Annotated in this window: 23 protein-coding genes; 6 read left to right on the top strand and 17 right to left on the bottom strand. The window is 63.5% G+C overall.

Going from position 1 to position 24,285, the window contains the following annotated elements:
- From NCCP691_RS12475 to NCCP691_RS12450, 6 genes are all read left to right on the top strand, one after another.
- A complete protein-coding gene (locus NCCP691_RS12475; RefSeq protein WP_238482413.1) occupies nucleotides 1-591 on the top strand; it encodes a DUF3106 domain-containing protein in 591 nt (196 codons plus the stop codon).
- Between the two features lie 59 nt (nucleotides 592-650).
- A complete protein-coding gene (locus NCCP691_RS12470) occupies nucleotides 651-1,115 on the top strand; it encodes an RDD family protein (protein WP_220808936.1) in 465 nt (154 codons plus the stop codon).
- Nucleotides 1,116-1,125: 10 nt separating this feature from the next.
- Entirely contained in the window at nucleotides 1,126-2,085 is a 960-nt protein-coding gene (locus tag NCCP691_RS12465) for a lipase family alpha/beta hydrolase (RefSeq protein ID WP_220808751.1), read from the top strand.
- Between the two features lie 106 nt (nucleotides 2,086-2,191).
- Nucleotides 2,192-2,659, top strand: a complete 468-nt coding sequence (locus tag NCCP691_RS12460; RefSeq protein ID WP_238482412.1) for a fasciclin domain-containing protein — start codon at nucleotides 2,192-2,194, stop codon at nucleotides 2,657-2,659.
- Between the two features lie 136 nt (nucleotides 2,660-2,795).
- Entirely contained in the window at nucleotides 2,796-3,461 is a 666-nt protein-coding gene (locus tag NCCP691_RS12455) for a TetR/AcrR family transcriptional regulator (protein WP_220808749.1), read from the top strand.
- Nucleotides 3,458-4,051: an LOG family protein gene (locus tag NCCP691_RS12450; RefSeq protein WP_220808747.1), complete on the top strand. Its 594-nt coding sequence runs from the start codon at nucleotides 3,458-3,460 to the stop codon at nucleotides 4,049-4,051. The genes NCCP691_RS12455 and NCCP691_RS12450 overlap by 4 nt, the downstream gene beginning before the upstream one ends.
- Here the strand turns inward: NCCP691_RS12450 and NCCP691_RS12445 are convergent, their stop codons facing one another.
- From NCCP691_RS12445 to NCCP691_RS12365, 17 genes are read right to left on the bottom strand one after another with little or no spacing between them, the layout of a single operon-like run.
- Nucleotides 4,052-5,191: a tetratricopeptide repeat protein gene (locus tag NCCP691_RS12445; RefSeq protein ID WP_220808745.1), complete on the bottom strand. Its 1,140-nt coding sequence runs from the start codon at nucleotides 5,189-5,191 to the stop codon at nucleotides 4,052-4,054.
- Nucleotides 5,188-6,084 (bottom strand): ExeA family protein, encoded by an 897-nt coding sequence (locus NCCP691_RS12440; RefSeq protein ID WP_220808743.1) that lies wholly within the window; start codon nucleotides 6,082-6,084, stop codon nucleotides 5,188-5,190. The genes NCCP691_RS12445 and NCCP691_RS12440 overlap by 4 nt, the downstream gene beginning before the upstream one ends.
- 9 nt (nucleotides 6,085-6,093) lie before the next feature.
- Nucleotides 6,094-7,803, bottom strand: a complete 1,710-nt coding sequence (gene mshL / locus NCCP691_RS12435) for a pilus (MSHA type) biogenesis protein MshL (protein WP_238482411.1) — start codon at nucleotides 7,801-7,803, stop codon at nucleotides 6,094-6,096.
- 9 nt (nucleotides 7,804-7,812) lie between these two features.
- Nucleotides 7,813-8,214 (bottom strand): MSHA biogenesis protein MshK, encoded by a 402-nt coding sequence (locus NCCP691_RS12430; RefSeq protein ID WP_238482410.1) that lies wholly within the window; start codon nucleotides 8,212-8,214, stop codon nucleotides 7,813-7,815.
- Nucleotides 8,199-8,870, bottom strand: coding sequence for a type II secretion system protein GspM (locus NCCP691_RS12425; RefSeq protein WP_220808741.1), 672 nt, complete (start codon nucleotides 8,868-8,870; stop codon nucleotides 8,199-8,201). The genes NCCP691_RS12430 and NCCP691_RS12425 overlap by 16 nt, the downstream gene beginning before the upstream one ends.
- Nucleotides 8,867-9,526 carry a PilN domain-containing protein gene (locus NCCP691_RS12420; RefSeq protein ID WP_220808739.1) on the bottom strand — a complete coding sequence of 220 codons (660 nt, stop codon included), beginning with the start codon at nucleotides 9,524-9,526 and terminating at the stop codon, nucleotides 8,867-8,869. Before NCCP691_RS12420 ends, NCCP691_RS12425 begins: the two co-directional genes overlap by 4 nt.
- Complete coding sequence (locus tag NCCP691_RS12415) at nucleotides 9,523-10,530, bottom strand: type IV pilus biogenesis protein PilM (protein ID WP_309295121.1); 1,008 nt, start codon at nucleotides 10,528-10,530, stop codon at nucleotides 9,523-9,525. Before NCCP691_RS12415 ends, NCCP691_RS12420 begins: the two co-directional genes overlap by 4 nt.
- A gap of 56 nt (nucleotides 10,531-10,586) precedes the next feature.
- The gene (locus NCCP691_RS12410; RefSeq protein ID WP_220808738.1) at nucleotides 10,587-15,803 is read right to left on the bottom strand and encodes a DUF8613 domain-containing protein; all 5,217 of its coding nucleotides are present in this window, start codon (nucleotides 15,801-15,803) and stop codon (nucleotides 10,587-10,589) included.
- 37 nt (nucleotides 15,804-15,840) lie between these two features.
- Complete coding sequence (locus tag NCCP691_RS12405; RefSeq protein ID WP_220808736.1) at nucleotides 15,841-16,290, bottom strand: pilus assembly PilX N-terminal domain-containing protein; 450 nt, start codon at nucleotides 16,288-16,290, stop codon at nucleotides 15,841-15,843.
- The gene (locus NCCP691_RS12400) at nucleotides 16,287-17,186 is read right to left on the bottom strand and encodes a prepilin-type N-terminal cleavage/methylation domain-containing protein (RefSeq protein ID WP_220808734.1); all 900 of its coding nucleotides are present in this window, start codon (nucleotides 17,184-17,186) and stop codon (nucleotides 16,287-16,289) included. The genes NCCP691_RS12405 and NCCP691_RS12400 overlap by 4 nt, the downstream gene beginning before the upstream one ends.
- Nucleotides 17,183-17,782 carry a type IV pilus modification PilV family protein gene (locus NCCP691_RS12395; protein ID WP_220808733.1) on the bottom strand — a complete coding sequence of 200 codons (600 nt, stop codon included), beginning with the start codon at nucleotides 17,780-17,782 and terminating at the stop codon, nucleotides 17,183-17,185. The genes NCCP691_RS12400 and NCCP691_RS12395 overlap by 4 nt, the downstream gene beginning before the upstream one ends.
- Nucleotides 17,769-18,440 carry a pilus assembly FimT family protein gene (locus NCCP691_RS12390; RefSeq protein WP_238482409.1) on the bottom strand — a complete coding sequence of 224 codons (672 nt, stop codon included), beginning with the start codon at nucleotides 18,438-18,440 and terminating at the stop codon, nucleotides 17,769-17,771. Before NCCP691_RS12390 ends, NCCP691_RS12395 begins: the two co-directional genes overlap by 14 nt.
- A gap of 38 nt (nucleotides 18,441-18,478) precedes the next feature.
- Nucleotides 18,479-18,949: a type II secretion system protein gene (locus NCCP691_RS21525; protein WP_220808731.1), complete on the bottom strand. Its 471-nt coding sequence runs from the start codon at nucleotides 18,947-18,949 to the stop codon at nucleotides 18,479-18,481.
- Between the two features lie 34 nt (nucleotides 18,950-18,983).
- Nucleotides 18,984-19,532, bottom strand: a complete 549-nt coding sequence (locus tag NCCP691_RS12380) for a type II secretion system protein (protein WP_220808729.1) — start codon at nucleotides 19,530-19,532, stop codon at nucleotides 18,984-18,986.
- Nucleotides 19,529-20,758 carry a type II secretion system F family protein gene (locus NCCP691_RS12375; protein ID WP_220808727.1) on the bottom strand — a complete coding sequence of 410 codons (1,230 nt, stop codon included), beginning with the start codon at nucleotides 20,756-20,758 and terminating at the stop codon, nucleotides 19,529-19,531. The genes NCCP691_RS12380 and NCCP691_RS12375 overlap by 4 nt, the downstream gene beginning before the upstream one ends.
- Before the next feature lie 12 nt (nucleotides 20,759-20,770).
- Entirely contained in the window at nucleotides 20,771-22,576 is a 1,806-nt protein-coding gene (locus NCCP691_RS12370; RefSeq protein ID WP_220808725.1) for a PglL family O-oligosaccharyltransferase, read from the bottom strand.
- Nucleotides 22,576-24,279, bottom strand: a complete 1,704-nt coding sequence (locus NCCP691_RS12365; RefSeq protein ID WP_220808723.1) for a GspE/PulE family protein — start codon at nucleotides 24,277-24,279, stop codon at nucleotides 22,576-22,578. The genes NCCP691_RS12370 and NCCP691_RS12365 overlap by 1 nt, the downstream gene beginning before the upstream one ends.
- Nucleotides 24,280-24,285: the final 6 nt, after the last annotated feature.

The raw sequence follows: 24,285 nt of genomic DNA, 5'->3' as shown, positions 1-24,285 counted from the left end.
ATGCGCGCGGCCGCGGCGATCGCCCGTCTGGTTCGGGCAGCATGCTTTCCGCTCCTGCTGGCCGCGATGTCGGCGTCGGCGTCGGCTGTGGCGCAGCCGGCCAATCCGCGCTGGCATGAACTGAGCCCGGCGCAGCAGCAGGCCCTGGCGCCGCTGGCCGAGGAATGGAATCAGCTGGACGCCTACCGCAAGGGTAAATGGCTCGCGATCGGCAACCGCTATGCATCGATGAAGCCCGAGGAACAGCAGCGCGTGCAGGAGCGCATGCGCGAGTGGGTGCGGCTGACGCCGGACGAGCGGCGCCAGGCGCGCGAACGCTTCACCCAGGCCAGGCGCATTGACCGCGAGCAGAAATCCGCGCAATGGGAGCAGTACCAGCAGCTGCCCGAAGAAGAGCGGCAGAAGCTGGCCGAAGAGACCGCCCGTCGCAAGCGGGTGGCCAACCTGCCCCCGCCCGCCAGCCAGCCCCAGCCCCTGCCGCCGATCAAGTCGGCGCCCAAGCCGGTGCTGGAGCAGTCCGTCACCCCGCGCGGCGCCGGCAACTCCGCCCTGCGCCCTCCTCCCCAACCCGGCAAGCAAGGTCAGCCTTGAACATCTCCGACGCAGCAAACCCAACCGCCACGCCTACCCTCAAGAGCCGTCTCGCCAGCATGGTCTATGAATCCATGCTGCTGTTCGGGGTGATCTTTGTCACCGGCTTCCTGTTTTCCTGGCTCTTCGGACAGCGCCATGCGCTCTATCTGCGGCATTTCATGCAGGGCTGGCTGCTGTTCGTGCTGTGCTCGTACTTCGTCTGGTTCTGGACGCACGGCGGTCAGACGCTGGCGATGAAAACCTGGCACGTCAGGCTGGTCGCCGCCGACGGCGGGCCGGTGGGGATCGGCCGCGCGCTGTATCGCTTCCTGCTCTGCTGGCTCTGGATACTGCCCGGCCTGGCGCTGGCCTGGATGTTCGGCGCCAGGGCCTGGATGCTGGTGTTGATTCCCGCCCTGAACATCCTGCTGTGGGCGCTGGCCGTCAGGCTCGATCCCCAGCGCCAGTTCCTGCATGACCGCATCGCCGGCACCCGCCTGGTGCGGATGGAAGACGAATCGGGCAAATCCGTGACCGCCTGACGCCGCGCGCATGGTCGCCCGCATCACCCGGCTGCTGCTGCTGTTCCAGGCGATCGTCGCCGGTGCATTCGGCTGGCTGGTCGCGCAGGCGCTGCCGCCAGGGTCCGGCTGGCTGGGCGCGCCCGCCGCGCTGGCGCTGGTCGTCCTGGTGCGCGGCGCCATCGTCGCCAACAACTTCATGATCGCCGCGCGCACCCGCAGCCACTTGCCAGAGCACTTCCGGATTTCCCGGCCGGCGTTCATCCGGCTGTTTCTGACCGAGTTCGCGGCAAGCATGTGGAGCTCCTCCTTCACCATGCCGTTTCGTGCCTTCCTGCGCCGCATTCCGGAGCAGCCGGAAGGGCTGCCGGTGCTCCTGGTGCACGGCTACGGCTGCAACAGCGGCTACTGGGATGCGATGAGCCGCGCCCTGCTGCACGCGAACATCCTGCACCATGCGGTGAGCCTGGAACCGGTCACCGCCGGGATCGACGATTATGTGCCGCAGGTGCACGAGGCGCTCGAGCGCCTGTGCCGCGAGACAGGCAGCGCGCGCGCCGTGCTGGTCTGCCACAGCATGGGCGGGCTGGTGGCGAGGGCATACCTCCGTGCCCACGGCGCCGGGCGGGTGGCGCGTGTAATCACCCTCGGCACGCCCCATCGCGGCACCGCGCTCGCGCATTTCGGCGTCGGACTCAACAGCCACCAGATGCGCTGGACCGCGAGCGAGCAGGAAGGACTGTGCAGCGAATGGCTGCGCAAGCTGGCCGCCGGCGAGGATCCGGCACTTTACCGCCGCTTCGTGTCGATCTGGTCCCACCACGACAACATCATCTCTCCGCAGTCGTCGTCGCGGCTGGAACGCGCGAAGAACATCGAACTGCATGCCGTCGGCCACGTGGCGCTCGCCCTCGACCGGCGCGTCCAGCGGCTGGTGATCGACGAAATCCGGGCCAGCTCCCGGACGGCTGCGCAAACGGACGTGCAATGATTTCGTTCAACCTCTCGTTTTGAACTTTTACGGCACTTGCGGCACCGAACCGGGTGACCCGCGGGGAACGCGGGCGCACCCCTTTCTACCCGACAAGGAGCCTCCGATGAAAGCTTTGGCCATGGCAGTCGCCGGATTCTGCGGCCTCTTCGTGTCCCTGCCGGCCGCCGCTGCCGATCTCGTGGAGACCGCCCGGACCTCGGGCGGCATGAAGACTTTCATGGCGGCGGCCGAAACCGCCGGCATGGCCGACAAGCTGAAGAATTCCGGTCCGTACACCGTCTTCATTCCCAGCGATTCCGCATTCCGGCAGCTTCCGCAGGAAACACGGGACGCACTGCTCAAGGACAAGGAAAAGGCCGCCGAACTGGTCGCCTACCATGTGATCCCCGGTGCCCTGACCGTTGCCGACGTCAAGCCGGGCAAGGTACAGACCGTGCAGGGCAGCCAGGTCATGCTCACGTCCGACAATGGCAGCGTGACGATGGAGAACGCCAAGGTGATCCAGAGCGACCTGAAGGCCGACAATGGCGTGATCCACGAAATCGACCAGGTGGTGCTGCCGCCGAAATAAAGCGGCCGCCCCGGATTTTCCCGTCCCGTCGCCCGGCGCGTTTCGGCCGGGCGGACAACGGTGTTATGCTTGGCCGCTTCCCCGCCACTGCCGGCGGGCAAGAACAAGACCAATGCTGATACGGGAGGCAGCCAGCATGCAGCAAAAGGCACCGCGCCGGACGCGGGAGCGGATACTCGAACTGTCGCTACGACTGTTCAATGAATTCGGCGAACCCAATGTCACCACCACGGTGATCGCCGAGGAACTGAACATTTCGCCGGGAAACCTGTACTACCACTTCCGCAACAAGGACGACATCGTCGATTCGCTCTTCGCGCAGTTCGAGGCGGAGATCAGCCGCATGCTGTCGGTGCCCGCCGACCGCCGCCCGACGATGCATGACGTCTGGGTCTATCTGCATCACTCCTTCCAGCTGGTGTGGCGCTACCGCTTCTTCTATCGCGACCTGTCCGACCTGCTGTCGCGCAACCGCAAGCTGGAACTTCACTTCAAGGAGATCCTGGCGCACAAGACCAAGGTCGCGCAGCAGCTGTGCGTGGGCCTGCGGGAAGACCGGGCGCTGGAAGCGAGCGACAAGGAAATCGACGCGCTCGCCACCAATATCGTCGTCGTCGGCACCTACTGGCTGTCCTATGAATATGTGCGCAATCCGCGGCGTTATACGGAGCAGGAAGTCATGGCCGACGCCCTCGCGCGCGGCTGCTACCAGATCCTCTCGCTGATCGGCCCTTATCTGCGCGGCGAGACGCGCAAGGTGTTCGAGCAGCTCGTCGAAGAAAACCTGAAGAAACTGAAATGAAATCGCTTTGCGTGTATTGCGGCTCCTCGGTGGGCGCCTCCCCCGCCTATGCCGACGCTGCCCGGGAGCTGGCGCAGCTGATGGTCGGCCAGGACATCGCCCTGGTGTATGGCGGCGGCAATGTCGGTCTGATGGGCGTGATCGCCGACGAGGTGATGCGCCTCGGCGGACATGTGACGGGCGTAATACCGCAGGCCCTGATGGACAAGGAAGTCGGCCATCGCGGCCTGCCCAGGCTGCACATCGTCAAGGACATGCACGAGCGCAAGGCGCTGATGGCGGAGCTGTCGGACGGGTTCGTCGCGATGCCGGGCGGGATCGGCACGCTGGAGGAACTGTTCGAGGTCTTTACCTGGGCGCAGCTCGGCTTCCATGAAAAGCCGATCGGCCTGCTCAACGCCGCGGGTTTTTACGACGGGCTCATCGCCTTCCTCGACCATGTGGTCGCGCAGCGCTTCCTGCGCCGCGAGCAGGCCTCGGTGCTGCTGCACGACGCCTCGCCGCCGGCGCTGCTGCAGAAGATGAAGGACTTCCGGCCGCAGTACTTCGAGAAGATCGTCGATCGCGCCACCGCGGCAAAAATCATCTGATCAGCGCAGCTGCGCCAGGCGGCCGTCGACGAAAGCCTGCAGCTCCGGGCTGAGCGCGCCGCTCGCCTTCGCGCGCCTGAACGCCTCGGCGGCTTCCGCCTTGCGCTGGTCGGCCTGGAGGGAGATGGCCATGCCCATCCACCAGATGCCGTTCTGGGGGGAACGTTGGAGGGCTTTCACATACAGCTCGACGGCTTGCTTGTGACGTTCCGCTCGCTGCTGCAAAGCGGCGAGGAATGCGAGGTAGTCCGGCTGTTCCGACGCATGGGAAAGCGAGTGCTCCAGTGTCTCGACCGCCGGCTGCAATTCTCCTCGCTCCACCTGAATACGGGCTGCAATCATCGCCAGTCCCGCCTGGGAAGGATCGCGAGCCAGCCCTTCCCGGGCAAGACGCAGCGCTTCGTCGCGCCGCGCGGCGTCCAGCAGTATGCTAATCAGCGCCTGGCGCGCCCCGACATGATGAGGGTCGAGATTTAGCGACTGCTCAAGCATAATCGCCGCATCCGTCCCCTTGCCCTGCTGAAGCAAGCCGAGCGCCTTGCGGTATTCATTCTCTGCGCGCTGCGGCGGGGTCAGTTCCTTGACCTGCTTGGCACCCGTGGCGACAGGAGCGGCTCCGGTCTGCTCTGCCCAGGGTGCCGCGACCGACTGCGGCGACTGAGACACGGTGGGGTTCCGCGGCTCGACAACCGGTTCGATGGGCAACGGACGGGCGGGCTCCGGTGGCGCCGCCCTCGGCGCTACCGCCGGTGCAGGCGTTGCGGGCGCAGGAGCCTGCACGACCGGCACGACAGCATCAGGCGCCGATGCCGCAGATGCTCCGGGGACGGACGGCGGCGTCTCTGCACCTCGCACCGGTACCGCAGCCGCCTGGTCAGCCGGAGGCGGCTCCAGCCGCACGTCGAGACGCAACGGCACGCCGGCGACAGCCGGAGATGTTGCGGCGACGGGCGCCGGCCTCAGCAGCATCCAGCCTGCGAGGCCGGCGGACACGATGGCCAGGGCAAGACATACCCACCATGCGGGATGAATGCCGCGCCGTTGAGGGACCGCGCGGATTTGCATGCCTAGTGCATCGTTGCCCGCGACTTCGGACCGGCGTGCATCCAGGTCCTGCAACATCTTGTTGATGAGGCTCATTTCAGGAAAAACCATCCAGTTCCGGTCGCCGCGACGACGACCGACAAGCTGGCCAATGCCCATGGCCAGGCAAACGCGGGGCGCCGGGCAGCGCCGGTATCAGATGCGGCGGCGCGTACGTGACGCGCACACACTCGTTGCTTGCCTTCCCCATAGGCAAGCATCAGTGCCTTGTGACAGAGAACGTTGACCAGGCGGGGGACACCCTTGCTGCACCGGTGAAGCCACTTCAGCGCACCGCGATCGAACAGCCTGCCGCCGCTATAACCCGCCACCGCGAGCCGGTGCGAGACGTAATATTCCAGCTCCTCGGTCCCGAGCGGCCCGAGATGGTATTGGAACGTGATCCGCTGGCGCAACTGGCGTATGGATTCCACATCCAGTTTGCGGTCGAGTTCAGGCTGGCCGAACATGACGATTTGCAGCAGCTTGCGCTTCTCGGTTTCGAGGTTCGTCAACAGTCGCAGCGCCTCAAGGGTGTCAAGCGGCATCGCCTGGGCTTCGTCGAGACAGAGAATGGCACGCTTGCCCTCCCGCGCCAGCGCAAGCAGCCGGAGATTGATTGCCTTGAGCAGTTGATGCTGATCGACGTCCTTTTCCTGCGGAATCTCCAGTTCGTCGGCCAGCGCCAGCATCAGCGTCCTTGGCTCAAGCATCGGATTCGGGATGTAGGCAGTGACGAAATCCGTCCCGAGCGTTGCCATGAACTTCCGGCACATCAGCGTCTTTCCCGTGCCGACCTCGCCGGTGATCTTGATGAAGCCTTCACCGTTCCGTGTCGCCACCAGCAGGGTGTTGAGCGCTTCCTGGTAGCTGGCACAGGCGAAGAAATAGCTCGTGTCGGGGGTGATTCCGAACGGCTGTTCGCGCAAACCGAAATGAGCCTGGTACATGACTGACCGTTATTGCATCGGCGCGGCGCGCGGATCCAGCCTTTGCATGCGCTGCTGACTCTCGAGGATATCCTGCGACCAGTTGCCGCCGCCCTGCACGATGGTGGGTTTGAGCAGGATGACGAGTTCACGCTTTTGCACCGTCTGACTGGTATTCCTGAACAGGTTGCCAACCCCCGGCACGTTGCCGGCTCCGGGTATCTGCGACCGATCCGAAACGGTGGCCTGCCGCATCAGGCCGCCGATCGCGACGATCTGACCGTCCTGTCCGCGCACCACGCTATCGGTTTCAGAGGTATTGCTCGACGCCAGCGGCAGGTTGAGCGAGCCCCCGAGGCTGCCGAGGTCGATCGACTTGTTGACGGTGCTGACCTGGCTGACCGAGGGATGCACATGCAGAATGATATTGCCGCGGTCGTCGATCTGCGGCGTCACATCGAGTACGACGCCGGAAAAGAACGGCTGCAGCGTAACGCTCGGCGTTGTCGTGGTCGAGGTGCCGGTCGTCGTCGTCGCACTGACGTTGGTGACGAAGAACTCGTCAGTGCCAACCTTCAGGACTGCCTTCTGGTTATTGAGCGTTGCGATGCGAGGGCTGGAAAGCACGTGCACGGTGCCCTGGGTCTCCAGAAAGGAGATCAGGGCGGCGAAATTGCTGGTCTGGAAGGCCAGGCCGAACATGGATCCGGCCGCCGCGACCGGGGCGACCAGGCTCGTTCCCGGCACTGCCCCGATGGCGGTGCTGCCGGCGCTGGTTATTGCATTGGGCGTGCCGCCGGCGCCCAGCGTCGTCAACCCTGCGCCTGGAGAAATTAGGCCGAGCGAACCCCGGCTATTACCGTGCGTCCGGAACGCCGCCCAATTGACTCCGGTCTGGTAGCTGTCGTTCAGCTGGACTTCCAGAATCTTCGCTTCCAGTATGACCTGGCGATCGACCGACAACTGGGTAGCCTTGAGGTACGAGGCCACGTTGCGCAGTTCATCTGGCATCGCCCTGACGACCACTACGCCCGCCTGAGGACTTACCACGACACTGCGCCCCTCGGTGCTGCCTCCGACAATCGCTTCCAGGGACGCGCGCAGTTCACCCCAGAAGTCGCTGACCAGCGCCGTCGACACCTTTGCGCTCTCGACGGTACGAGCGGTGCCGCCACCGGCACTGGTCGAGGTATTGGTGGCGTTGCTGGTCGTGGACGAAGGCTGGACATCCCCTACCGACCCGGAACTGACGCGCGTGTCCGAACTACCACGCCGTGCACCCGTGAGGTAATTGACGTGGAAGACTTTAGTCTGCAGCGTCAGCGGCTTGATCACGATGCGTCTTCCATCCACCGTGTAGTCATAGCCATAAAGCTCGCGGATCGCGTCGAGCGCCTCGAACAGGGTCACGTCCTTGAGATTGGCCGATATCGTTCCGCTCACCTCCGGGTGAACCAGCATGTTATACGGTGTGCCGGACACCAGGGACATGAAGAACTGGGCGGCCGGGACGTTGTTGAAAGCGAGGCTGAACCGCTCTTCCAACGGCTGCCTGGGTTTCGGAACCTCAATCTGCATCGGCGGCAGCAGGGCAGCAGCAACCGCATCGGGTTGAGCGGGTGCGACCTTGGCCGCCTTGCTCATCTCGTCGTTGATGAGATCGAACGTCGCCGTACCCGGGGGTTGCGTGGCGCAACCCGTCAGGCTTGCAATCAGTATCGCCAGGATTTTTCTTTGCACGCTGCACCTTCAATCTTTATCTTTCCGGCCGGGCCGGAGGCTACCCGCCGCCGCCGGACGCTTCTCAAGCGTCGGAAACAGCCGCAGGATCTGCGTATCTTTTCCACTACGGAGGACAACTTCCGTTTCGGTTATCCGGACTACCCGGGCATCGCCGACGCGATCGCCGAGCTTCACTGCATGGCCATCGATCACTGCTTCCCTGCGTCCGGATCCAATGATGACGGACTGCAGGACGGGGACGGCGGACATCGACGGCGCGTTATCGGCGGGGGTTTGGCCGGGGATCGAGGCTGGAGGACGGGTGGGGTCCAACAGCACCTGGGCGTGCGTGGCTGACACTGCAGCGGTCAACGCGAAACCAAACAGGCACGATAAAAGCCGCGCGGTCCGGGTCACAGTTTCATCCATTTCGCGTCCAGGCTCAGTGTGAAGATGGTCAGTGTCAGGGTCGACTCGGGTTGCTGGTCGACGCTGAGCCGCGCTTTGCTCCAGAAGAGTTGCGAGGGCATGGCTTCCAGTTGCGCAAGGTAGTTCATGATGTCGAGGTATTGCCCGCGCACGACGATCTCGACACCGTGCCTGTAGACGCCTGCGCCTGGCTGTCCGGCCGTTGCAGCCGTGGACGCGGGCTGACCGGGCAGTAGCGAACTGGCCGGCAGCGTATTCAGGGATACAAGACGCAGCTTGCCATGCCGGCGCAGCATATCCTCCAGCAGCCCCGCCATTTTCTCCGGAGCGATCAGCCCCTGCTGCATGTTCCCCAGCGCGCTTCGCACCTGGCCGAGGTCCTGCTGCAATTGCCGTAGCCGGTCTTTGCTCCCCTGGTCGGGATCGTTCTGCTGCGCCAGGGCCAGCTCCCGTATCTGCGTCTGGATCGCGGCGGTCTGCGTCTGCTCCTGGCGTATGCGCTCGGACAGCTGCTTCTGTGCGCGATACTGCGGATCGAGCAGTAACTGGTTAACCAGCACGATGAGGATAGTCGCGGCGAGCACAAAGATGATGGCCCGCTCGCGCAGACTCCGCGCGTCGAGCTTGAGAGCGATGCGTTCCAGGTGCTGCTTCATTTGCGCCCCGCGTCTGTTGTTTCTTCCTTGCCGCCGCCGGGCTGAGATCGCAGGCTGAACTCGTGCCACCCCAGCGGGCGGCCCGCACGTTCACCCTCACCCGGCGCAGTCGCTTCGCGCATTTCCAGTGCCGAGAAGGACTTGCCCTGCAATACCGGCTCGCGTGCCAGCTGAGCGATATAGGCGGGTACCAGTTCCGGCTGCAGCGTGCGTCCCTGCAGCGCGATCTCGCGACCGGCGCCCTCCAGGGCGAAGCCGGTAAGCCAGACTCCGTTGACCGACTGACGGGCGAATGCGGCCATGTATTCCGAGTACCCGCGAGTATTTCCGAGGTCGCCGCTTCGCAAGATGTCGAACACTTGTTGAAGCGCTTTGAGTTCCGACTCGCCCGCACGGACCTCCTCCTCGAGGACGCTGCTTTTCTGCCTCGTCGATGCCTGGGCGGTGAGTTGGGTGAGCTGAGACTTCGCCAAAGCCAGCTGCGCCGCGCTTGCCTCGGCCTCGCCGCGCAGCATGCGCGCCTGGTAGGCCGCCCATACCGACAGCACAAGGGTGCCGGCGAGCAGCAATCCGAGCGCCTGCAACATCGTGATCGCAGAGAAGTACTTCTTTTGCTTCAGGAAGATCGGATTGAAGAGATTGATCTGCTGGCTCATAAAGCCTTCTCCTCGTGACGCAGCGCGGCGCCGATCGTGAGGAAATGGCGCTGCTGCTCCGATGCTGACCGCAGGGCGGGAACGGCCGACAAGTCGAGGATCTTGTCGAGCGCGACGTGCTCTACCGGAAGATAGAGGTTTGACGAGAGATAATCCCGCAGCTCGCTCGCCGAAGTCGCAAGTGGCGCGAGCATCAGGCTCGACATCGTGACGTAATGGTACTGGCGGTCGAAATGATCGAGCGAGCGCTGAAGTTCGAGCGTAACGCGGTCGTAGGCGCGCTGCCGGGCGTCAGGGCTGTCGTCGGCAAGCTGGTCCGCCGACACATCGATCCGACGCGACAGAAAGAGCTCGCCCTCGTGCGTGATGGTCAGCAAGCCTCCTTCATCACTGAACGAGAGCATCGCCAGTCCACGCGCCTCGGGTTCGAGCAGTGCCGCGATATTTCGTTGCGCCATCTCGGGAATGTCGATCACCCGCAGTGGTACGCGAGCCGTTTCGAAAAGCTTCTGCCTGTCCTCGATCATCTGATTGCGGGCGGCGATCGCATACATCTGGTGGTTCCGCGCCGGCGCGTTCTTGTCTACCGGGATGTCGAGCACATCGACCGTTGCGTCGTCCACCCGATAGTCGAGCATGTCTTTCAGGCGCCAGCGAATCGCCGTCTTCAATTCATCGGGCGCGACGTTCGGAGCATCGACGGACAGGATCTGGTACTCGTCCGCCGCGAGCAAGTTGGAGCACTCGTATCGCGAGGCATGCTGCTCCTTGGCGAGGCGCTCCAGCAGCTCGGCATGTGAAGGGCGTGGGCCGGTTGCGTACCCGACCGCTTCCAGGACCGGAAGTGCCGAAGGCGGCCGTCGAACGCACGCGAAGCTGACGCCTTGTTGCTGCAGGCGGAACGCCAGCCAGCCAGAGATTTTCCTGGCTCTCGTGAAGAAACCCATACGCTCGGATCGATTATGAAGTGCGTCGAAATTAAGTGATTCAACTATTGCTGTCAATCACTTTCTCCCTGAGATAAGTGACTAATTTCCTTGAGGAAAAATTCTCAGATCGCCTAGTACATCTCGCGAACATAAATCACCGGCCCTGCCTTGTAGATTCCGAACGTTGCACGCCCTTTTGTGCTCGGCAACCAGGGCGGCGAAGTCACGCTGACATCCACGCTTCCATGCTGGTTGGGAGCGGCAAGCGCGAAGCACCCGGCCTGCGGACACTTGCCACTGGCAAGTGCGATTGTTGCCGGCGAAGCCGGCGACGCGCCGCTGATGCTGACGTTCGCGGCACTGAGATTCTTGTAATTGGAAAAAGCGACACCGGTAGGCACGACCAGCTGCGTCATGCTGTCCGTCGTGCTCGTGACCCAGCGTGTGCCGTTGAAGAATTGCGCGCTACCGAAGACAGGCAGACGCAGGCGCTCGGAGCCGTAAGCATGGTCGACCAGGAAACGGCCGTTGACGACGGCAATCCCTCCTTCCACCGATGCTGCGCCCCGAAGCGAAGTGATCCCTGCTTCCTCTTCTGCCGTGTCATTGTCGGTTGCGCGCAGGTAGATGTTGGCGGGCGCGGCCGGCGTCGTGCTGGGATAGGGATTGGGCAAGGCGTAACTGGTGGTGCTCACGCTCGCCACGCCCCCGCTGAAAGCGCTTGCGGCGACAACCGGCGGGGACGCCGTGCCGCTGCGCAGCACGCCGCCGCCCGGGTTCTCGGTCGTTATGCTGCCACTCGCATTCCACGCACCCAGTGTCACCGCACGTGCGTAATGACCGCTGTAGTTTTTCGTGATGTTGCCGTGCAGGTTGTAGGCTTTTACCGTCGTGGTGAAAGGCTGGCCAGCGTACACGAATCCATTGAAGGCGGCGGGGCAGCTGATGCCGGTCGGACAAGGCATGCCGCCTGATACCTCCGTATTGAACCAGCTTGGCCGGAATCGCCCGACGTTGCCGCTGCTGCCCCGGATGTCGACCGACACCCCTTGAAAGCTGCTGCTCTGCGCGAGTAATTCAATGACGCCGACTTCGCTCCAGCTGATGTTCGCGTAGTTCGCCACGCCGCTCGAGAAACTGGCGCGGGGCAGCGATAGTGTCCCGCTCAGGTCTCCCGCGCTGGCGTCGGCGTGCGTCGGTGCTTTCAAGACGTATCCAATCCGCACCTCCTCCGCGGGGAGGTCCTTGCCATTGCCCAGACCAAAGCTCGGCGTGACGGGGCCGAAGTCCCCCTGTTCCGGCGTAGGATAGGCGTGTGCGGACACCGTGACGTTGAAGTTTTGGCCCGCCCTTGCAAACTCCGGCCCTCCCCCCTCCAGCCCAGGATCGGCCGGCTCGCTCCCGCACACCGTCGCATTGATGCACGGCTTTACCGAGAAGTTGTAGGGACGGAAAAGAATGTCGTTGCTTGATCCACGAGTGATGATGACGTTGTCGCCGCTGCGCGGATCGGGCACAAGCGCCTTCGCGTAGAGCCTGATCCGGCCACTGTCCAGATACCGCAGATCGATCTTGCCGTGGCCGTTCGCATCAAAATCCACCGCGACGCTGGTGCCGATCTGGCCATCCGTGGGCGCGGCGCCGTACCCGGTCACCGCGCTGCCATTGACTTCAAGCCCTTTCTCGAGCTGGCAGGTGCCCGGGTCGGTGCACTGGTACGCGAATTGAACCGTCTTCCTCGCGGGCGTTCCCGCAAGCAGCGATACGCAGCGGGCAGGGGCGCTTTCCGAAGCTTTCAGCGCGCGAATCGTGATCGCCCTGGGTTCAGGGTGCTGGCTCGCCAGCATGCCGGCGATGAGCGGGCTGGGAGTACCGATCTGATCGACCTGATTGTCCGCATAGAAGCGAATCCCGGTATTGCTGAATGCGATATTCGCGTCTTCCGCCGTTGATTCGGACACCTGGCCGTCGCTGACGGAAATGTTCTGCGTGATGGCGGCGCTTTGCTTCAGGCACAGCCGGATGCCCGATTCATTGCTGGCAAAGGTGTAAGTCGCCACGCCATTGTTACCGCTGTTGGGTGTAAACGTATTGCCGCAGGCCTTCTGGGCACCGCTCGTATCGAAGCACGCGACACTGCAGCTATCGCCACTTGCCAGCCAGCTGCCGCTCGCCGTCGCGCCTGCTGCAGCGGTCACGGTAATGGTGCGGCCATTGGCGGAGACACGGCCGTGGTTGTCATCATGTGCGGTGACCACGACCGGCTCCGCTTCGCAGGTCAGGCCGCTGCCGCTGTGGCTGATCGCATAGTGCTTGATCGTCGACGCGCAGGCGCCGGAGCCGAACGGCGCGCCGACGATCTGTGCAGCAGTCAGCGTAATACCGCAGCTGCCCGTCCCGCCGCTGGTCGCGCCATAGCTGCCCGAGACTGCGGTGGTGCCGGGAGCGCCGCCGGCGGCGCTGCAAGAATTCAGCCGGTCGTTGGCGAGAACGAAGCCGCCGCCGCCGCCGCCGCCCGGGCCGTGCGGGGAGCCGCCACCTGTGTTGCTTCCGCCGTTACCGCCATTCGCCACTATGCTGAGGCCGCCCAATCCGCCTGTGGCAAAAACCATTGCCGCGCCGGCGGCCCCTCCACCGCCGCTGCCGTCATTGAGCACCGAGCTGTTTGCGTTAGCACCACTGACGTTGAAGGTACCGGCGCCGGAAAGCGTTCCCGCGCGCAGCATGATGATGCCGCCGCCCGCGGCGCCGCTGCTGGCAAATCCGTTGGCCGGGGAGCCGGTGCCGTTGTTGGTGGTGCCGGCGCCGCCGCCGCCGCCCATCGTAAGCTGTGAAGCACTCAGGCCTCCTGTCGTCCGCCCTCCCAGACCGCGTCCGAACGAGGCGGCATTGCTCCAGGCATACCCACCGCTCCCGCCAGCGCCGCCGTTGCCGCCGCCGCCGCCGCCGGTGTTTTCATCATTCGCAGTAGGATTGTCGTCAGTGCCGCCTCCGCCGGCATTGGCCGGCGCACCGCGCGCATAACTGCCCTCGGGATAACCTTCAACAGCCGTATCGCGCAGGACGCCCTCGTTGTTGACATAGCGCGGGGTACCGGCGATGCCTTCTCCCTTGGAGCCGTTGGCATTGATCGTAGCGGGAGTTACATAATCGCTGCTGCTTCGGTTAGTTCCGGAACCGACGCCGCCAAGGGTTCTGCCGGCACCACCACGAAAGCCCTTGCCCGTCAGATCAACCGACTGGCCGTTCAGGTTGAGGTTGCCAGCGACATCGAATGCCAGCACCCCGCCAGCACTCCCGTTCCATGGCAGCGCGGATAAGCCAGCGGCGATGGTCGCGGACGAGTAGCTGGGAACCCGGATCAGTTGCGCGGTTTTCTGCCCGGTGGAGCCAAAACCCTGAGCAGTATAGGAATTGACAAGCCCGCTCGTGAGCCCGACCGTATTGCCCGCGACCCAAGCAACCGTCGCATACTCGTACCTTCCTGCATTTACCTGGCTGGCGGCACCGTAGCCGTCGCTGTTGACAGTGCTGATCGTCGCATCCTGCATCTGCATGACAAGCACCAGATCACCACTCGCGAGTGCGGCATTGGCGCCCGCGGCACTGCCGATGCTCACGGTCGTCGAACCCGCTGCTACGCTCTGGGTAAGCGGATAGTAGGTATTGATCACGCCACTGATCGTACCGCTGGCACAGATAGCGGGAGCGCACGCAGTGAAGGTCATCTGGCAGGAACTTGTGCCCCCGGTACGGCACTGCGTCGCCCCGGTGGGGGTGGGAGAAACCGCGCTTGCACCAAGCGTCACCGTTCCCGCGGTCGACCTCGCCAGCGTCGCCGTGGTGCTTCCGCCGGAGAAGGTGAGCGGATTGCTGTTCCAACCCGACGGTGAGAGCGTCAGGCTGACCGACCCGGCGTAAAGTGAACTGCAGTCGGCATTGGCACAAGCCTTCACAGTCACCGTCTCCGGCATGCACGTCTGACCATTCCCATCATGCTCGATGCGGATATGGTTGGGCGGCTGGACTACTGTCGTGGTATCGCTCGCGACGTTGTTTGCCATGACATTGTCGAAACGGGTGCCGGCCGCCTGTGCGCTAACCGTCACGCTGCCCGAGGCATTGGATGCCACGGCGACAGTAAGGGTCAGGGGCGGTGTCGTGGCGTCGACAGCGAGGTTGCCCGTGTAGCTGCATCCGCTCGACGTACATGCCCAGCCTGTACCGGATCCGGACACAAGGGTAATCGATGAGGGCCAGGTCCCCGCGTTGCCCACTGTGATGGGACCAGGCTCGTTGTTCGGCCCGTTATTCGTTACCGACAGCGTGTACGTCGCCGTGCTGCCCGCCACGAGTGGCGTATCGCGGGTCAGGCGAAGCGCGATGTCTGCCGTCGGGACATTTGGCACCGCGATGATCTCCGCCGACAGCAGCACGAGGTCCTGACTGGTGCGATAAATCGTGCGAGCCGAGGTCTGCCCGCCTGCGAGATGCGTGCCGTTGAGTGTGTACGCGTCGAAATCAATACCGTGGGAATTGTCGTCAGAATTGATGTTACTGGCGGAGTTGAACTGATTGTTGGTCGGATTCATGCCGTCGGTCAGAACGACATTGTTGAAGATTAGGCTTTCCGGCTCCGAGCCGCCGCCGATGTCGGGATCGCCCTCCCAGGTAATGTGTCCATGCTTGCCGGTGGCGGTACCGAGCGGATTCGGTGTTCGGAAGTTACCGACGTCCAGGATGATGCTGCTGTCGCTGTAATACTGAAAGCCTTCGTACAGATTGAGCACCCTGAACGTTTCATTCGGATGAGAGTAGACCACCAGCAGAGCCCAGCCGCCGAGAACCGTCGAACTGTCGCACCAAGTGCTGCCATTGCTGACGGTGAGGTTGGCGAGACTGAAGGTGGCGTAAGGATTTGCGGCGACGATGGACGTTACATCGGCGACCCCGCTGAAGAAGTTCCGACTGCCCCCGGTATTGGATGTATAGCGCCGGTTCGTGGCAGCACTGACCGCAGTGCCGTTGAAGGTCACGTTGTAGTCAGGAGTGCTACCCGAACCCGCCCAGTAGAGATATGCCTTCAGCACAGTGGCTCCTGACGGGAATCCGGCAAGCGCAGCAGAGGTCGCCTCCGATCCGGCGGAGGTGGTCGCGCCGCCTACGAGGCGACAGGCGTGGTCGTTGTTTCCGTTGCCGCGGGTACGAAGCGTCTTTTGCGTACCGACGAAGCTGACATTGCCCGCAAAGCTTTCTTTCAAAGCCACCGGCGTGTCGGCAAGCGCCGGCCGCAAGCCAAGCAGGAGTGCCATCAGCGACAGAAACAGCAGGAACCTTTGATATGTCATCCTGTAGATCCTTGAGTCTCGGCGTGGGCGTGCGCCATCAGAAGTCCACCTGCATCGTGCGCTGCACATAATCCGGGGCGCCCGACTGGTTCGGGCAACTGGGCGGCGTCGTCGAGGTTGGCAGATTGCAGGCGATTGCGCGGATACGAAAGCGGTCGGGCATGCCTGCGGTCGCTGCCGGCGTACGCGTGCAGTTGACGGTCACCGTGAACTGGTTCAGGGTGGACCCTTCCGGCAACTGGAACGATACGTCCCCGCCTGCGCAGACCCCTTCGCGGATCTGCCGGTACAGGCCCCACTCGATGCCCGCCCGGGCGGCCTGGTAAGCCCGCGCGCCCTGCACGTCGAGCGCGGACCCCGCATGCTGAACCGAGGAGATGTTGACCATCGCGACCCCGAGCGCGGCGAGCACCACGAGCAAGAATATGGCGCTCACCAGGCTGAATCCGGCGTTCGCCCCGGTCCGCGCGATATGGCTATGCTTCATGGCGTGTTATCCACATGAACCTGGTGAAACAGCGCGATCTCGCCAGCATTGCTGCCCGCGGGCGCAGTCAGGCGCAATGTCAGTCCGACGAGCGCGCTCCGTACATTGGCCAGCTGGTTGTACTCGAAACTGCATCCAGCGACGTCGGTCGCGAGCAGTGCGGAGGTGTTACCCAGCGCCGCCGCCGACGTCGGCTGGTTCTTGCTGATCGCATAGCCCCAGTAGCGGGTCAGCCTGCCGCCGGCGCAGGTATAGGTGACAGGCGTGCTCACCACCTGGAAGCGACGGGTCGGCGAAGTCATCGCGGGCTGCTGCACGGCGAACGGGTTCGAGGCGAGTGTAATGATCCGGTTGCTGTCGTCCACTCCCGCCACCGCCGCGCGGTTGCAGCCAGAAGCGCCGCAGTCGTAGGCATTCGCCGGCTCGAGGTTGGGTCCCAGGTTGTACACCACGATAGAATCGGCGCCGGCGATCACCGGCGGGTTCGGCATCGGGCCAACCACGGAAAACCTGCAGTCCGTCGGCGTGGCGGCACAATCGACCGCGGCTTCGAACTTCAGCGGCCAGCGGTTCGGATTGCCGGCGTCCGCATCTTCTTCCGACAGGTAGCGCCCGCCGGACTTGGTCAGCAAGAGTTCGAGATACTGATTCCCGGTACCGTCCACGGCGATCCGCACGCTATTGGGCAAGGCCAGCCGGAGATCGCGCGACATCCGCCGCAAGGCGATGTCGGCCACGTCGGTCAGGTCCGCCCGCGCCACGCTGTCGGCGTAACCCTGCACGGGCACGCGGATGAACACGGCGATAACGGCGCCAATGATGGCGGTGATGACGATGACCACCACCATCTCGACCAGCGTAAATCCGGATGGCTTTCTGCTTCTGCGCGTCGTCATGGCAGGGCCTGCGGTGCGTAGCGGGTGCGATAGCCGTCGAGAACGACGCTGTCGTTGCCGTTGTTGTATCTGACGGTGACCGTAATGCGCAGCACTTCCATCTGCGCGGGTGTACTGCCTGAGGCAATCCGCCCGCCGACCGGGCCGAGCGCGGCATCCGGCCGGATAGTGACGCTGGCGGTGTAGGCGCCGATCGTGCCGGCATGAGGATTGCCTGCCGCATCGGCCGAATACGGCTCGTCCTTGTCGAACTCGGCCACATAATCGTTGACGTTGTCGAACGGACGGGCATTGCCCGCCTCCGGTCCGGCCTGTTCGGCGGTCGCGCATCCCGCCGCGCTGGTGGCCGTGGCAGCGGCCGGGTCTGCAGGATCGCAGTAGGTAAAGCGCGCAAGCCTCACCTCTTCCATCAGACCTTCCGCAATCGCCAGCGCCTGCTTGCGTTGCAGCGGGTCGGCGCTGCGCTGGGTCGTCAGGCTCAGGACCTGGAGGATGCCCGCAACGCCTATGCCGATGATCACGATGGATATCACCAGCTCGACCAGGGTCACCCCGGACTGCCGGCGAGCGGGTTCGCGGCGGCTATGGCTGAGCATGGACATAGCCGGTTTCCCGCTCGATGTGGAGGTTGCGCGTGAGGCCGTCGCCGCTAACGGCGATCGTCAGCCGATGGTTGAAGCTCGAAGCCGGCGGCACGTCGCCGCTATTGAACGGCGTGCCGAGTGCATCGAAGAAGAAGCGCGGCGTCGGCCCGACATAGCTCGTTCCACCGGCACTGGCGGTATAGCTCACGCCGGAGGGGACGGCCTCGCAGAACCAGGCTGCGTTATTCCCGCAGGCCGCCATGGTGGCTGCGCTGCCGCTGTTCCTGCGCGCGGGCGCGACGACGGGCCGTGCGCAAGCCGCATCATGGCAGAGCGCGATGCTTGCGCCGTCCAGGCGAACGTACACCGGTGCGTTCTGTGCCACCGCCTGTTTTTGCGCGTGGCGAAGCATGGACAGGGTCTGGTCGGACCAGGCCCGGGAATCGAACGTAGTGCGATTGAAAAAACGCGGGACGGCAACGATCGCCAGGATGCCGACGATGATCAGGACGCCGACGAGTTCCACCAGGGTGAAACCCTGGAGGCGTGCATCGCGGGGCCGATACCGTGCTGTGGTCGTCGCATTGCGCATGCTGGGTCGGATGCGGGTCGTGGTCAGCTTGAAAACAGCCGGGCCCGAAACGAAAAAGTCGTGAGCGGTAATGCTCACGACTTTCGTTGGGTTGCAGGGGCTGCGTGAGCTTGCTGTTATTTCGCGCCGATCAGTGTGAACGTGGCAGAGTACTCGTTGTCATCGTTGCTAATCACTGTGCAGTCTATCGATGCACCGCGATTGCCAATCGAGCCTACGCCGGATAGCTTATAGGAGCCTTTTTCAAAAGGGCTAGTGGAGTCAAAGGTGACGCCAGCCTGCAAGAGTTCCGTTGCAACGGCATCATTACAGCCACGGCTCGTATCCACAATCCCTACAACGGAGGTGGCGCTTGCGCCGGTGATAGGACCATTGCTCGCTCCACCCTTAGCGATATTGCCCGCGTAATTCACCGAACTTGCAGAACCGAGCGCACCCGCCACACCTTTTACTGCCGCCGTGCGAGCTTCACCCGACATATCAACAAACTTCGGCAGCGCCGTCGCCGCCAGAATGCCGAGAATGACGATCACCACAACCAGTTCGATCAGAGTAAAACCGGATTGTCCGTGCTTGGTATTTTTCATGTTGACTGCTCCAATATTTGAGTAGAAATCTTGCTTAACCGAACCAGCTGTAAGTAGTCGCCTGCTCAAGGTGGACACCCCCGATCGATTCGCACTGTCCGTCACCGGGCGCCGCTTTTTCGCAGACCAATCTCACGCGAAAAACTATTTTCTTCGGGTCATTATTTCCGCCCCGAAAGTGCCTGTCATTATGCACCACGTAAATGAGATTTTTGGTGATTTTATTGTAGAACCATCGCTTCTCAGCAACGTTTCCGACCGGCAATTCGGTGATCTCGCCGCCGTAATTTTCGGGTCTGCCCGACAGCCAATCCATTGGATTCTGTTCAGCGAACAGACCCAGTTCGTGCTGGCGGCCCTGGGCGATCAGGGACGCGGCCTGCAGGTAGAGCGAGGCGCGCAGCGTGGCGACGGTTCGCTCCATGTCCGCCTTCTCGGCCAGCTCGATGGTGTAGACGATGCGCTCAAGCAGAACCGCGATCAGGATGCAGATCATGGCGACCGCCACCGCCAGCTCCAGGCGTGTGAATCCATGGGGGCGCCGATGCGCCCTTCCGGATAACGCTTGAGCCTCCCGTCTCATGACGACTTCGTTGCCACCTGCGCCAGATCCCAGATCGGCAGGAACACACCGAGCGCGAGGATCAATACCAGAATCCCGAGGCCGATGATAAGGATGGGCTCGATGCGGGCGGACAGGGTCTTCAGCTCGTAGTCAACCTCGCGTTCGTACATGGCCGCGATTTCATTCATCAGTTCGTCCAGTTCACCGGTCTCCTCGCCGACGGCCACCATCTGCAGCACGATGGGCGTAAACACGCCGGCGGTGACCGCCGTACGGAGGATGCTTTCGCCTCTTTCCACGCCGTCGCGCATCTGCTCGACGCGGGCGGCGATGTAAGCGTTGTCGACGGTGTTCGCGACGACGGAGAGCGCCTGCACTACCGGCACGCCGCTTCGGCTGGAAAGGGAAAAGCTGCGCGCGAAACGGGCCAGCGCTCCCTTCTGGATGATGGTGCCGGCAATGGGCAGCCGGAGCTTGATCCGGTCCCAGCGATAGCGCCCATTCGCGGTTCCGACCCAGCCCCGGAATGCGAGCAAGGCCCCGGCAATCCCGGCGAGCAGATACGGCCAGTAGCTGACGGTGAAGTTCGAGGCGGCGATCAGCATCCGCGTCATGATCGGCAGCTCCGCCTTGAAGGCGGCGAACACCTGTGAAAACGCGGGAATCACCCAGATGTTGATCACGGCGATGGCAACCGCCATGGCGATCACCACAAACATCGGGTACCGCATCGCCGACTTGACCCGCGCCTTCATCTCTCGCTCGAATTCAAGATGGTCGTGCAGTCGCAGGAACACTTCTTCCAGCCGGCCCGTCATCTCGCCCACGCGCACCATGCTGACGTAGAACGCGTTGAACACGGCCGGATGCCGGCGCATGGCCGCCGACAGTTCGCGTCCCGATTCCAGTGCATCGCGTATGTCCTTGATCACTCGCGCGAACGTCTTGTTGATCGCCGACTCCTGAAGCCCGGAGAGACCGCGCATGATGGGTACGCCGGCCTTGAGCAGTGTATACATCTGCCGGCTGAAGAGCTGCACGTCGATGGAGCGGACCGGCTGCTCCGCGAGACGGCTCAGCCAGCCGCCCTCGCCGCCCGCCGGCCGCGTGGTTTCGCTGATGTCGACCGGGGTTAGCCCTGTATTGAACAATTGCGTCGCAACCGCGCCGCTGTCAGCGCTTTCGAGCACGCCCCGGACCAGTTCCCCGCGTGCGTCACGGGCCTTATAGGCGAAATACGGCACGGTCCCTCCCTGTCATGACTGTCCGTTTCCTGGCTGAAGCGAGGCTGCGATCCCGCCGAAGAGTCCGGGCTGATCCTGCCCGAGGCGACGAATCTCCTGCGCCACCTCTTCGTATTCATCCGGCGCGTTTTCCCGCAGTCGCTGAAGGTAGACGCTGCCTTCATGCTGGCGCCCCGCCAGTGCGAGCAATATCACATGCCGGTAGACGATATTGGGCTCGGCCCGGTGACGCAATGCCCGCGCTGAAATCGCCAGCTTTCGCTCCAGCGCGTTTTCATTGAGGGCGAAGTTGAAGCAGAGGAGAAACTCGGCAGGACCATCGAAGACGCTTCGTCTTTCGAAATTCTCAATGCTGGCCAATGCGCCGGGATCAACCTCGCTCACGAGCCGGTTCTTCATGTAATGGTGGCTGTAGAGCTGTTCGAGCTGCTGGTACTGTACGAAAAGCACGGCGCTCAGCCCCAGGCCATACACGACCGCGACCGGGGCCGCGATGCGCGCCAGCAGATGCTGGCCGGGCGCGATGATTTTCGTTTCGACGGCACCGAACAGGAATGCGGCGGGCAGCAGGAAATAGGCGTACCACTGCGGGAATTCGAGCAAAGTGTGAATGCCAAACACGGCCAGCATCAGCACCGCGCAGACCCGTTCCAGCGTGACGGCGCCATGCAGAATGCGCATCAATGCCGGCAACAGGATGGCCGCGAACAGCAGTGTCCCGGCCAGTCCCGTCATCGAAAGCAGATCGAACAGCAGATTGTGGGGTGAGGATGGAAAGACGACGCCTTGCTTCGATCCCTCCAGCATGAACTGGTGATAGGCGAACTCCCCGGGTCCGACGCCCAGGATGGGATGTGCGAGAAAAATTGCCCAGGCCTGCTCGATGAGCTTTCGCCGTGGTCCGCCTACCTCTTCCGTGGCAAGTCGCCCGAGCGAGGAACGAAGCGGGTCGAACTGCGCAAGTTCCATGAGTTGGGGCAGAAGCAGGCTGACCAGGTAGTACCCGGCCGGCAGCAGAATCAGCCACTGCCAGCCGCGAGGTCTCGCGGCGGGGTCGATGCGACGCAAGAGGAGGACGCCCGCAATTCCGATACACCCTACCTGCAGCCAGGTCATCCTCGACGTGCTCATGGTCAGCCCGGCCAGAAAAACCGCCGTCAGCAGAACGGCGAGCATGGTCGGCAGGAGGCGCCGCGCGTGGAGATAGCCACAGCCGATCAGCGCCCAGCAGAGGTAGGTGGCCAGATGGTTCTGCTGCCCGAGCGCGCCGTACAGGCTGCCACCGGTTGCAAAGCGGATGAGCGGCACGCTGACGCCGTTATTGGTCAGAAGCTGGACGACCTGAAGCAGCACGTTGAGCACGCCGCCGACGACCGCGGCGGAGCAGACGAGCGGCAACAACCGGGACAGACCAATGTGACGGGCGCAGATCGTCCCGACGCAGGCGCTGAGCAGCGCCAGCAACAGGGCCATCAGGGGCAGGGTCGCGTTCGATGAATGCGTGAACAGTCCAAGCGCCCACTGCAGCGCGATCACCGCGGCCAGTGCGCCGAATACCAGTCCGACAAACGGAATCGGAAGGCTGTCCCCGTGCCGCCGCGCGACAAGCGCCCCGCCACCTGCGGCCAGCAGCATCAGCACCGCAGCCAGCCATTCATTCACAAAACTCTGTATCGGCGAGGCATGCAGCGGCCAGAGAAACGGAAAGAGAAAAGCGGCCGCCACGGCCCCTGTCGCCAGCCACGAGGCGGCCGACCGATCGACACGCGCTTCGCCTGCCGGGAAGCTTGCCCGGGCGCTCGGGATACTGTGTTCCATCAGGCGTCGATCTGGTTGCTTACCCGCATCGCCTCGGCAACCGTAGTCTTGCCGGCCACAATGAGATCGATCGCATGCGAGCGCAAGGTGCGACCGGCCATCTGCGCGTGGGCGACCCGCATGAAGTGCGCAGGGTCGTGGTTATTCGCCGCCTCGGCCACCGCCTCCGTGATCTCCAGCATCTCATAGACGCCAGTACGGCCGCGATAACCCGTGCCGTTGCAGTGAGTGCAACCGCGCCCGCGCACATACCGGTGGGCCTCCACTTGCTCGCCGAGATCGACCCGCAGCCACTCGTGCTCGGTTGGCTTCAGGGTATACGGCTCGGCGCAGCTTTCGCATACCAGGCGGACCAGGCGCTGCGCCAGGACTGCCTGCAGCGAGGTCGCGACCATGTAGCGCGGCACGCCCATGTCGAGCAGGCGCACCGGCGTGCTGGCGGCATCGTTGGTGTGCAGTGTGGACAATACGAGGTGGCCGGTGAGCGCCGCGCGCAGACCGATCTGGGCCGTTTCCTGGTCACGCATCTCGCCCACCAGCACCACATCGGGGTCCTGACGCAGGGCTGCTCTCAGGACGCGGGCGAAGGTCAGCTCGATCTTTTCGTTGACCTGCACCTGATTGACGCCGGGCAGCCGATATTCGACCGGGTCCTCGACCGTGATCAGCTTGCGTTCAGTGGTGTTGAGCTCAGCGAGAGCGCCGTAGAGCGTCGTCGTCTTGCCGCTGCCGGTCGGCCCGGTGACGAGCACCAGGCCGTTAGGCCGCGCAAGAATCGCGCGGAAGCGGTCGACCATCTCTTTCGGCATCCCGATCGAGTCCAGCTTCAGCATCCCGCCGCTCTGGTTCAGCAGTCGCATGACGACGGACTCGCCGTATTGCGTCGGCATGGTGGAAATACGGACATCGACCTGCTGCTGCTTGACCTTGATGGCAAAACGTCCATCCTGCGGCAAGCGCTTTTCCGAGATGTCCAGGCCCGACATGAGCTTGAGCCGAAGCGCCAGCGCCGTGGCGATCTTGATATCCGCCTCGGTCTGCAGATGCAGCATGCCGTCGATGCGAAAGCGGATATGCAGCCGGCTTTCCTGCGGCTCGATATGGACGTCCGACGCGCGCACCTGTGCGGCATCGTCGAAGATCGACTGCAGCAGCTTCACGACCGGGGCATCTTCCAGGCCCGGGGTCCCGCCGAGTCCGCCGAAATCCACGTAGCTGTCGCCCAGGTCCTGCTCCAGCTCGCGCGCGAAGTCGGTGATCTCATCGGTGCGGCGGTAGATGCGGTCGACGGTTTGCAGCAGCTCACCCTCGTTGACCACGGCGAGCGAAATCGGCCTGCGCAACACGCGTGCGATCTCATCGTAGGCGAACAGATCGGTGGGATCGGCCATGCCGATGACGATGTTGTCGCCCTTATCCTCCAGCGCGAGCGCACGGAAGCGCCGCGCCTGCGTCTCCGGCAGCATCCGCACGATTTCAGGGCGGATGTTGTAGAACTTGAGATTAATGTAAGGAATGTTCAGCTGCCGCGCGAGCGCGCCGCAGATCTGCTCTTCCGAGACGAAGCCGTTCTCGACAAAGATGCGCCCGAGCTTGCGCCCGGTCCGCTTTTGCTCGGCCAGCGAAAACTGCAGTTGCTCTTCCGACAGCAGTTTTTGCTGAATGAGGACTTCACCGAGGCGGACCTTCTCGGGCCGGGCCATATGCGC

It is taken from the genome of Noviherbaspirillum aridicola, from assembly GCF_019656455.1.
GTDB lineage: Bacteria > Pseudomonadota > Gammaproteobacteria > Burkholderiales > Burkholderiaceae_D > Noviherbaspirillum > Noviherbaspirillum aridicola.
Note: the sequence above shows the minus strand (reverse complement) of the source record. Positions and strands in the feature narration are given on the sequence as shown.

What these genes read in the sequence shown, in the direction of transcription:
- NCCP691_RS12455 (WP_220808749.1), top strand. Translation starts at nt 2,796, where the DNA reads ATGCAGCAAAAGGCACCGCGCCGGACGCGGGAGCGGATACTCGAACTG.
- NCCP691_RS12380 (WP_220808729.1), bottom strand. Translation starts at nt 19,532, where the DNA reads ATGAGACGGGAGGCTCAAGCGTTATCCGGAAGGGCGCATCGGCGCCCC.
- NCCP691_RS12470 (WP_220808936.1), top strand. Translation starts at nt 651, where the DNA reads ATGGTCTATGAATCCATGCTGCTGTTCGGGGTGATCTTTGTCACCGGC.
- NCCP691_RS12440 (WP_220808743.1), bottom strand. Translation starts at nt 6,084, where the DNA reads ATGTACCAGGCTCATTTCGGTTTGCGCGAACAGCCGTTCGGAATCACC.
- NCCP691_RS12365 (WP_220808723.1), bottom strand. Translation starts at nt 24,279, where the DNA reads ATGGCCCGGCCCGAGAAGGTCCGCCTCGGTGAAGTCCTCATTCAGCAA.
- NCCP691_RS12460 (WP_238482412.1), top strand. Translation starts at nt 2,192, where the DNA reads ATGAAAGCTTTGGCCATGGCAGTCGCCGGATTCTGCGGCCTCTTCGTG.
- NCCP691_RS12465 (WP_220808751.1), top strand. Translation starts at nt 1,126, where the DNA reads ATGGTCGCCCGCATCACCCGGCTGCTGCTGCTGTTCCAGGCGATCGTC.
- NCCP691_RS12430 (WP_238482410.1), bottom strand. Translation starts at nt 8,214, where the DNA reads ATGGATGAAACTGTGACCCGGACCGCGCGGCTTTTATCGTGCCTGTTT.
- NCCP691_RS12395 (WP_220808733.1), bottom strand. Translation starts at nt 17,782, where the DNA reads ATGCTCAGCCATAGCCGCCGCGAACCCGCTCGCCGGCAGTCCGGGGTG.
- NCCP691_RS12405 (WP_220808736.1), bottom strand. Translation starts at nt 16,290, where the DNA reads ATGAAGCATAGCCATATCGCGCGGACCGGGGCGAACGCCGGATTCAGC.
- NCCP691_RS12445 (WP_220808745.1), bottom strand. Translation starts at nt 5,191, where the DNA reads ATGAGCCTCATCAACAAGATGTTGCAGGACCTGGATGCACGCCGGTCC.
- NCCP691_RS12400 (WP_220808734.1), bottom strand. Translation starts at nt 17,186, where the DNA reads ATGACGACGCGCAGAAGCAGAAAGCCATCCGGATTTACGCTGGTCGAG.
- NCCP691_RS12410 (WP_220808738.1), bottom strand. Translation starts at nt 15,803, where the DNA reads ATGACATATCAAAGGTTCCTGCTGTTTCTGTCGCTGATGGCACTCCTG.
- NCCP691_RS12370 (WP_220808725.1), bottom strand. Translation starts at nt 22,576, where the DNA reads ATGGAACACAGTATCCCGAGCGCCCGGGCAAGCTTCCCGGCAGGCGAA.
- NCCP691_RS12475 (WP_238482413.1), top strand. Translation starts at nt 1, where the DNA reads ATGCGCGCGGCCGCGGCGATCGCCCGTCTGGTTCGGGCAGCATGCTTT.
- NCCP691_RS12450 (WP_220808747.1), top strand. Translation starts at nt 3,458, where the DNA reads ATGAAATCGCTTTGCGTGTATTGCGGCTCCTCGGTGGGCGCCTCCCCC.
- NCCP691_RS12420 (WP_220808739.1), bottom strand. Translation starts at nt 9,526, where the DNA reads ATGAGCCAGCAGATCAATCTCTTCAATCCGATCTTCCTGAAGCAAAAG.
- NCCP691_RS12425 (WP_220808741.1), bottom strand. Translation starts at nt 8,870, where the DNA reads ATGAAGCAGCACCTGGAACGCATCGCTCTCAAGCTCGACGCGCGGAGT.
- NCCP691_RS21525 (WP_220808731.1), bottom strand. Translation starts at nt 18,949, where the DNA reads ATGAAAAATACCAAGCACGGACAATCCGGTTTTACTCTGATCGAACTG.